We start from the raw sequence: 9,363 nt of genomic DNA, 5'->3' as shown, positions 1-9,363 counted from the left end.
GGACGGGCCTCGGTTTGACGATCAGCCGCGACCTCGTGACGCTGATGGGCGGGCGCGTCGAGGTCGCGAGCACGCTCGGCGCCGGCAGCGTCTTCTCCGTGTTCTTGCCGGCCGACTCGGCCGCGCGGGCGGATGATCGGCTCGGCGCGGAGCGCCCGATCGCGCCGGCGGCCGATGCGCGCCGCATCGAGGAACGTCCTGCGCCGGCCGATTCGACGATCTTCCTCATAGAGTCCGATCCCTATCTCGCGGCGATTCTCGGCGAGCTGATCGCCGGATCTGGCTATCGCATCGTCCATGCCGACAGCGGCGGAGCCGCCTCGCCGATCGTCGCGCAAGTCGCGCCGACAGCCATTCTTCTCGATCTCGACCTGCGCGATCTTCCGGGGCTGGAGGCGCTGCGGCGGTTGAAGTCGGATCCCGCCGCCGCGCGAATTCCCGTCTACGCCATCGCATCGAATGCCGAGGACGCGCGCGCGGCGCGATCCGCCGGCGCGATGGGAAGCATCGACAAGCCGGTCAAGCGCGACGAGGTCTTCGCCGCGCTTTCGGCAATGCTCGACAGCCGCTTCGCCGCTTCCGGGCGACGCCGCATTCTCATCGTCGACGACAACGCCCATGACGCCCATGCGCTCAGAACGCTGTTCCGACGCGACGCAATCGATATCGTCGTCGCGAGTTCCGGCGATGAAGCCATCCACCGGCTGATGGACAGCTATTTCGACGCGGTGGTGCTGGATCTGATGCTGCCCGACATGTCCGGCTTCACGCTGCTGGAGAGCGTTCACGCCGAGCCGGGCGCGCATCCTCCGGTGGTCGTCTATTCCGCCCATGATCTGACGACGGAGGACATATATCGGCTGCGCACATTCGCCGAAAGCGTGGTTTTCAAAGGTCGCGCCGACAGCCGGCTGCGCGAGGAGGTGCTCCAGGCCATCGAAGAGCCGAACGCCGATCTCGTCATTGTGGAAGCGCCGGCTCCCGCGCTCGGCCGACGTCTGCTACTCGTCGACGACGACCCTCGCAATCTGCTCGCGCTCTCCAAGAGCCTGCGCGCCAGAGGCTTCGACATAGAGGTCGCCGCCAATGGAGCCAAAGCGCTGGAGATTCTGGAAGGCGCCAAATTCGACGCCGTGCTCACCGACATCATGATGCCCGATATGGACGGCTATGAATTGATCGGCCGTATGCGCGCTCGCTTCGAGAGACTGCCCATTGTCGCGCTCACGGCCAAAGCGATGCCGGGAGACGCGGAGCAATGCCTGCGAGCGGGCGCGACCGCCTATCTCGCCAAGCCGATCGATTCCGATCGCCTCTTGGAGACGCTGGCGCGATGGCTGATCTGACCCGCCGGCTCGCGAGCCGCAACGAGATCGAGGATGTCGAGGTTTCGCTGGTGCTGACGGCGCTGGCGCAACGCTGGGGATATGACTTCACCGGCTATGCGCCTTCCGCCGTCAAGCGTCGACTCGCGCGAATCTGCGAGGCGCATGGCGCCGCTCGCGCGCTGGATCTTCTCGCGCCCATTCTCGCGGACGAGCGTATCGCCTGGTCGATCATTCATGGCATGTCGGTTCCGACATCGGAGTTCTTCCGCGATCCGGAGGTGTGGCGCTATTTGCGCGAGACCATCATTTTTCAATTGGAGAGCTTTCCGCGCGTCAATATTTGGCAGATCGGCTGCGGCCGCGGCGAGGAAACCTATTCCTTGGCGATCCTGCTGCACGAATTGGACCTGGCCGCGCGCGCACGGTTGATCGTGACGGATTTCAATGCCGAGCTTCTGGCCGCCGCGCGCGCCGGCGCCTGGCCCAAGAGCGAGCTCGACGCTTGGAGACGTAACTATCTCGCGGGCGGCGGCGTCGGCGAATTCGACGAATATTTCACGATCTGTGGCGATCAGATCATCGCGGCCGACAGACTGCGGCGTCCGATCGAATTCGCCCAGCACAATCTCGTGACCGATGACGTCTTCCTCGAAGCGCAGCTCATTGTCTGTCGCAATGTCTTGATATATTTCGGCGTCCCTTTGCAGGAGCGCGGCCTCGATCTGTTCGGCAGGAGCCTTCAACGCGGCGGCTACTTGTTATTGGGCCGCTCGGAAGCTATTTTCGAAAGCGCTGGAACGCTCGATGATTTCGACGTCGTGCATGATAGTTATCGAATTTATCGCAAGCCCGTGCGGGCGCGGCCGCGAGTGGGCGTCTGAAATTGACCGGCTTCCCGAGGACCGCTCGTGACATCATCGATCAAGATTCTGATTGTCGACGACGACGCGCCGACGCGGCTCGCGATACGCAAGGCGCTGAACGGCGTGAAGATCGAGATTCAAGAAGCCTCCAGCGGCTTCGACGCTCTGTCCCTGGCGCTGGCGCATGACTATGCGGTCATCCTGCTCGACGTTCGGATGCCGGATATGGATGGGCGCGAGGTCTGCGCGCGGCTTCGCTCCACGCCCCGAACCGCGAAGACGCCCGTCGTTCTCCTCACCGCCGCTCTCGTCGCCGCGGAGGATGCGCTCAGCGGATATGCGGAGGGCGCGACCGATTATCTGATCAAGCCGATCAGCGGCCAATTATTGCGCGCCAAAATCCAGGTTCTGCTGCGCCTCCATATCCAGCAGGAGAGCTTGCGCAAGGCGATCGAAGCCGCGGACCGCGCCAAGGCGGAAGCGGAAAGAGCGAGCCTCGCCCGCTCCAAATTCTTGATGGCCGTGAGCCATGATCTGCGTCAGCCCGTCCAATCCCTCGTACTGGCGCAGGCGATGCTCCGGCGCCGCAAGGACAATCCGGATTTCGTCGCGAAGGCGCTCGACATAATGGACAGCGCCTTGACGGGGCTCAACGGCCTCCTCTCCGGCGTCATCGATCTCTCGCAATTCGACGCCGGCGTGGTGACGCCGCATATGGGGGCCGTCGACGTGACGCAGCTTCTCGCCCGCTTGTCGCGCGAATATTCGATCGCCGCGGCCGACAAGGGCCTGCGCCTCGCTTTGTTCCGAGGCCCTGCGCGACAGGTTCGCGCCGATCCCGTTCTCCTCGAGCGAATGATCCGCAATCTGATCGAAAACTCTCTGCGCTACACGAAGCGCGGCGGCGTTCTGCTGGCCGTGCGCCGTCGATCGGAACGTCTCACGATCGAGGTGATCGACAGCGGCGTCGGCATTCCCGAGCAACAGCAGGAGCTGATTTTCGAGGAGTTCTATCGCCTCGGCGGCCCCGCCGGCGAACGCGCGCAAGGATTGGGCCTCGGTCTCTCGGTGGTCGCGCGGCTCGCCCGGCTCATCGGCGCAGAGATCAAAGTGACATCGAGAGTCGGCCGGGGCTCGCGCTTCTCCATTCTTCTGCCGTTCGACGAAAGGACTCGGCGAGCTCCCTATCCGCAAACCGCGGAGCAGCGATGCATTCTGCTGATCGAAGACAACGCCGCCTTGCGCGCCGGCCTCGTGACCATGGTCGAAGGATGGGGATATGGCGTTTTGGCTGCAGATACGGGAGAGAGCGCCTTCGACCTCTTCACCGAAGCGCGAGCCGATATCGACGCCATCGTCACCGACTATAATCTGGGGCCCGGGCAGACCGGCCCGGTCGTCGCCCATCGCATACGCGAGCACGCCGGCCGAGCGATACCGACGCTGATCATGACCGGCGACACCAATCCGGCCCGCATCGCCGACGCCCAGGCGAACGGCTTCGAAATGCTCCACAAGCCGATCGGGGCCGAGGAATTGCGCCGTAAGCTCGCCTCGCTCGTGAATGGCGAATCCGCCTCTCGCGCCGACGTCGCAATGTGAGGCTCCGCGATCGACGAGAGACGCGCCGACGCGTTCGCCCTGCCCGAACGTCTTTCTGAACGGGGCCAGGTTTACGCTTTCATTTCCAGGTGCTAGAAAACAATCATGCTTCGTCTCCTCCATAGGCTCGTCCTTATGCTCGCGCTGGCGTTCTCGCTGGTCGGCGGGGCCGAGGCTTCGCGCGTCGGTCGCCATTGCGACGGGGTGAGCGCGGCCGCCATGGAGGATTGCCACAAGGCCTCGGCAAATCAGGGCGAGCGAGACAAGGGCTCGCGCGCGGGCAATGATTGCGCGGCCGTCTCCTGCGTCCAGGCTCCGGCCGTCGCCGGCCCGATCGACTCATTCTTCGTCATGCCGGTCTCGTCGTCGGCGGCGGCGCTCGTCGCGGCGAGCGACGCCGATTTTGCGTCCTTGACCGCCCCTCCCGATCTTCGACCTCCGATCGCCTGAAGCGCAATCGCCGGCTCCGTCGCGCCGGCTCCGTCGCTCGCGCGGCGGAGCGGCTTCGTGAGCTTATCCTCGTGAGCTTCAGGCCCATCCGCCGCCGCTGCGGCCGGAGATCGAGATCATGCCTCCATATACGCCTCTTTTCGGCGCACTCGCGCTCGCCGCGAGCGTGGCCGCATCCGCGCTTCACGTCTCCCATTCCGAAGCGCCGCATTCCGAAGCGCCCTATGCCGATGCGGCGCGGCCGGATCATTCGACGGCGACCGCGGCCTCCGACGATCCCATTCTCTTCTATCGCGATCCGATGGGCGGCGGGGAGGTCTCGCTCCGCCAGCGCAAGGATCGCATGGGAATGGATTTTCTGCCCGTGCGCCGGTCGCGGATCGCCCCGCTTCTCGGCAGGCTTCCCGATGCGCCCGCGCCCTCGGGCGACGAGCCGCTGTTCTATCGCGATCCGATGGGCGGCCGCGATATCTCTGCGGGTCCGCGCAAGGACGGCATGGGCATGGATTATCTGCCGGTGCGGCCCGCCGATCTGCGCGCCCTCCTCCCGGAGCTCGCCGAGGCGCCCCGCGCGAAAAAAATTCTCTACTACCGCAATCCGATGGGCCTGCCGGACGTCTCGCCGATCCCGAAGAAGGATCCGATGGGAATGGATTATACGCCGGTCTATGAGGGCGATGACGCCGAGGCCGATGGCGCGCTGCGCATCGCGCCTGGAAAAATCCAGCGCGCGGGCGTGCGGTCGGAACAGGTCCGCCGCCGGCCGCTCGTCGCGAAGATTCGCGCGCCCGGCGCCGTGCAGGTCGACGAGCGCCGCCTCGCCGTGGTCGCGACGCGCTCCGAGGCTTTCGTCGAGAAAGTCTTCGAAGCGACGACCGGCGCGCGCGTCGTGAAAGGCCAGCCGCTGGCGCGGCTCTTTTCGCCGGCCATCGCCGCGGCGGCGGCCGATTATCTCGTCTTCGCCAATTCGCGCAATGGCGACGCCGGCCTGCTCGAGGGCGTGCGCAGAAAGCTCGAGACGCTGAATGTTCCGCCCGAATTCATCGCCGAAATCTCCCGCAGCCGCCGCGTGCCGGCGAGCGTCTCCTGGCCGGCGCCGCGCGAGGGACTCATTCTCGAGCGCAACGCCGTCGAAGGCATGAAGGCGGAGGCCGGCCAAGTGCTGTTCCGCATCGCCGATCTGTCGGTGGTCTGGGCGCTCGTCGATGTGGCCGAGCAGGATTATGCGCGGCTGCACGTCGGCCAGACGGTCGAGATCAGAGCGCGCGGCCTTTCCGATCGCATTTTCGCCGGCCGCGTGACGGTCGTCTATCCGCAGATCAATCGCGAGACACGCACCGCGCGCGCGCGCATCGAATTGCCCAATCCCGATCTGATCCTGCGGCCGGACATGTATGTCGAGGCGGAAATTTTCGCGGGCGAGCCGGATGCGGTCGTGACCGCGCCCGAAAGCGCGGTGATCGAGACCGGCAAGCGCGCGCTGGTCCTTCTCGACAAGGGCGAAGGGCGTTTCGAGCCGCGCGAGGTGACGCTCGGACAGCGCGGCGAGGGAGTCGTCGAGGTGCGCAGCGGGCTCGACGAAAAGGATCGCGTGGTGACGGCGGCCAATTTTCTGATCGATTCGGAGAGCAATTTGCGCGCCGCTCTGCAGACGCTGGCCGGCGCGGAGACGCCGCGATGATCGGCCGGCTGATCGCCTGGTCGGCGCGCAATCTCCTTCTCGTCTTCCTCTGCGCCGGCTTCTCGATCGGCGCCGGCGTCTATGCGCTGCGCACGCTTCCGCTCGACGCGCTTCCCGATCTCTCCGACGTGCAGGCGATCGTCTATACGGAATATCCGGGGCAGGCGCCGCAAGTGGTGGAAGATCAGGTCACCTATCCGCTGACCAGCGCCATGCTCACCGTGCCGCGCTCGAAAGTGGTGCGCGGCTTCTCCTTCTTCGGCGTCTCTTTCGTCTACGTGATCTTCGAGGATGGCGTCGATCTCTATTGGGCGCGCTCGCGCGTGCTCGAATATTTGAACGCCGCGACGAAGAAGCTGCCGCCGGGCGTGACGCCAGCGCTCGGACCGGATGCGACCGGCGTCGGCTGGGTCTATCAATATGCGCTCGTCGCCAAGGAGATGACGCTCGCCGAGCTGCGCTCGTTGCAAGATTGGACATTGCGCTACGGCCTCTCCAAGGCGGAAGGGGTGGCCGAGGTCGCGAGCGTCGGCGGCTTCGTCAAGCAATATAATGTCGTCGTCGATCCCAATCGGCTGCGCGCGCTGGGCGTCTCGCTGAAGCAATTGCGCGAGGCGATCCGCGCCAGCAATACGGATGTCGGCGGCCGCACGGTGGAGCTGTCCGAATTCGAGTTCATCGTGCGCGGCCGCGGCTATTTGAAAAGCGCCGCCGACATAGAACATATCGGCCTGCGCGCCGAGAATGGCACACCGCTGCTGCTGCGCGACGTCGCCCGCGTGGAGCTCGGGCCGGACGAGCGCCGCGGCGTCGCCGAGCTCGATGGCGAGGGCGAGGTCGCGAGCGCGATCGCCTTGCAGCGCTATGGCGCCAATGCGCTGAGCGTGATCGACAATGTGAAGGCCGCGCTGACCCGGCTCGCGCCCACGCTGCCAAAGGGCGTCGAGATCGCGACCGTCTATGATCGGTCAGAGCTCATTCATGCGGCGATCGAGACATTGCGCAGGACGCTCCTCGAGGAGAGCGTCATCGTCGCTCTCGTCTGCGCAGTCTTTCTAATGCATTTGCGCAGCGCGCTCGTCGCCATCGTCATGCTGCCGATCGGCGTGCTCGTCGCCTTCGCGGCGATGAAGGCGATCGGCGTCGGCTCCAACATCATGAGCTTAGGAGGCGTCGCCATCGCGATCGGCGCTATGGTCGACGCCGCGATCGTGATGATCGAGAACGCGCATAAGCATTTGGAGCGCGCCTCGCCCGAAAAGCCCCGCGTCGAAATCGTGATCGAGGCGGCGAGCGAGGTCGGGCCGGCGCTATTCTTCAGCCTGCTGGTCATCACCGTGTCTTTCCTGCCGATCTTCACTTTGGAGGCGCAGGAAGGAAGGCTGTTCTCGCCGCTCGCCTATACGAAGACCTTCGCCATGGCGGCGGCGGCGCTGCTCTCGGTGACGTTGGTTCCGGCGCTGATGGTGGTCTTCGTGCGCGGAAACATAGTGGCGGAAGCGAAAAATCCGCTCAATCGCGCCTTGATCTGTCTCTATCGTCCGATCATCGCGCGCGTCTTGAAGGCGAAGACGGCGACCATTCTCGTCGCCGTGATCGCGATCGTCGCGACCATTGTCCCGGCGCGCCGGCTCGGCGGCGAATTCATGCCGACATTGGACGAGGGCGCCCTGCTCTATATGCCGACGACGCTGCCCGGCCTTTCCGTCACCAAAGCCGCGGAACTGTTGCAGACGCAGGATCGCATCATCAAATCCTTTCCCGAGGTCGCCTCCGTCTATGGCAAGGCCGGCCGCGCCGCGACGGCGACCGATCCGGCGCCGCTCGAAATGTTCGAGACCATCATCGCGCTGAAGCCGAAAGACCAATGGCGAGCAGGAATGACGACGGGCCGGCTGATCGCCGAACTCGACGCCGCTCTGCAATTTCCCGGCGTCTCCAACGCCTGGACCATGCCGATCAAGGCGCGCGTCGACATGCTCGCTACGGGCATACGCACGCCGATCGGCGTGAAGATTTTCGGTCCCGATCTCGCGCAGATGGAGGGGCTGGCGCGGCAGGTCGAGGCGGCGCTGAAGTGCGTTCCCGGCACGGCGAGCGCCTATGCCGAGCGCGTCAATGGCGGCTATTTTCTGGACATTGTTCCCGATCATCCGGCGCTCGCGCGCTATAATCTGATGATCGGCGACGTGCAGGAGGTGATCGCCACCGCGCTCGGCGGCGAGACGATCACGACGACGGTCGAAGGGCGCGAGCGCTACGGCGTCAACATACGCTATCCTCGCGAGTTCCGCTCCGATCCGCAGACGATTGCGCGGGAAGTGCTCGTCCCGCTGCCGCGCGGCGGCGCCGTCCCGCTCGGCGAGGTCGCGACCATCGAACTGACGCGCGGCCCGACGGCGATCCGCACGGAGAACGGCCAGCTCGCGGTCTATGTCTTCGTCGATGTGCGAGATCGCGATCTTCGCTCCTATGTCGCAGAGGCGCAGAAGACCGTGGCGCAATCGGTTGCCTTTCCCGCCGGCTCCTATGTGAGCTGGAGCGGGCAGTTCGAGTATATGCAGCGCGCGGCGGCGCGGCTCGAAATCGTCGTTCCGCTGACGCTCGCGATCATCTTCCTGCTGCTCTATCTCAATTTCCGCCGCTTGACGGAAACGCTGATCGTGATGGCGTCCCTCCCTTTCGCGCTCGTCGGCGGCGTTTGGGCGATGTGGATCATGCGGTTCGATCTCTCGGTGGCCGCGGCGGTCGGCTTCATCGCGCTCGCCGGCGTCGCCGCGGAGACCGGCGTCGTCATGCTGATCTATCTGGATCAGGCCATGAGGGAGCTCGTCGCCGAGCGCGCCGCGCAGGGACGCGCCGTCACGCGCGCCGATCTGCACGAGGCGATCATGCGCGGGGCCGTCGAGCGCGTGCGTCCGAAAATGATGACGGTCACGGCCATTATCGCGGGCCTCGCGCCGATCCTGTGGAGCGCCGGCGCGGGCTCGGAGGTGATGCAGCGCATCGCCGCGCCGATGATCGGCGGCATGGCCTCCTCCACGGTTCTGACGCTCGTCGTCATTCCGGCCATCTACGCCCTCGTCGAGGGCGTCCGCACGCCCGCCGCAGATGGCGGGGCCGGCTCTCGCCGATAGTCTCGAGAATGGTCTCGCGGGCGGCGGCCGTCTCGAGCGGGACCGTCTGGCGCAAAGTGCAGCTTTCGTCAGCAGGAAAAGCATCTTATGCTCTTGTTCCAGGTTGTCGGCTCTGGAATCGCTCGACGAATGCCGCCGAGCCTGCGCCCGGCGGGAGGGGGCCTCCTGCGATTAAGATTTGACAGCGGCCTCGGCTTGGCCCGATACGCAAGGGCTGCGGCCTCGAACTGTAGCCGAGCAGGCTAAGCGGGTATTCCATTGAACCAACAACAAGCAACTGCGCCCGCCCGGATCGATCCGGA

6 protein-coding genes are annotated in these 9,363 nt (G+C 65.4%); all 6 read left to right on the top strand.

The genetic code is table 11. The features are described 5' to 3' along the window. Nucleotides 1-1,346, top strand: a 1,346-nt coding sequence (locus C5689_RS17085; protein ID WP_146188412.1) for a response regulator, incomplete at its 5' end; no start/stop codon positions are given. Further along, nucleotides 1,334-2,209, top strand: coding sequence for a CheR family methyltransferase (locus C5689_RS17080; RefSeq protein WP_158271830.1), 876 nt, complete (start codon nucleotides 1,334-1,336; stop codon nucleotides 2,207-2,209). The genes C5689_RS17085 and C5689_RS17080, both read left to right, overlap by 13 nt. 27 nt (nucleotides 2,210-2,236) lie before the next feature. Continuing rightward, nucleotides 2,237-3,793, top strand: coding sequence for a response regulator (locus C5689_RS17075; RefSeq protein WP_108918443.1), 1,557 nt, complete (start codon nucleotides 2,237-2,239; stop codon nucleotides 3,791-3,793). A 105-nt stretch (nucleotides 3,794-3,898) separates the two neighbouring features. Beyond that, on the top strand, nucleotides 3,899-4,243 hold the full coding sequence (locus tag C5689_RS17070; protein WP_244594769.1) for a hypothetical protein: 345 nt from the start codon (nucleotides 3,899-3,901) through the stop codon (nucleotides 4,241-4,243). A gap of 118 nt (nucleotides 4,244-4,361) precedes the next feature. Next, nucleotides 4,362-5,924 (top strand): efflux RND transporter periplasmic adaptor subunit, encoded by a 1,563-nt coding sequence (locus tag C5689_RS17065; RefSeq protein ID WP_108918441.1) that lies wholly within the window; start codon nucleotides 4,362-4,364, stop codon nucleotides 5,922-5,924. Beyond that, on the top strand, nucleotides 5,921-9,061 hold the full coding sequence (locus C5689_RS17060) for an efflux RND transporter permease subunit (RefSeq protein WP_108918440.1): 3,141 nt from the start codon (nucleotides 5,921-5,923) through the stop codon (nucleotides 9,059-9,061). The genes C5689_RS17065 and C5689_RS17060 overlap by 4 nt, the downstream gene beginning before the upstream one ends. Nucleotides 9,062-9,363 lie beyond the last annotated feature (302 nt).

Source organism: Methylosinus sporium (assembly GCF_003113265.1).
Taxonomy (GTDB): Bacteria; Pseudomonadota; Alphaproteobacteria; order Rhizobiales; family Beijerinckiaceae; genus Methylosinus; species Methylosinus sporium.
This window is presented reverse-complemented; position numbering and strand designations above follow the sequence as displayed.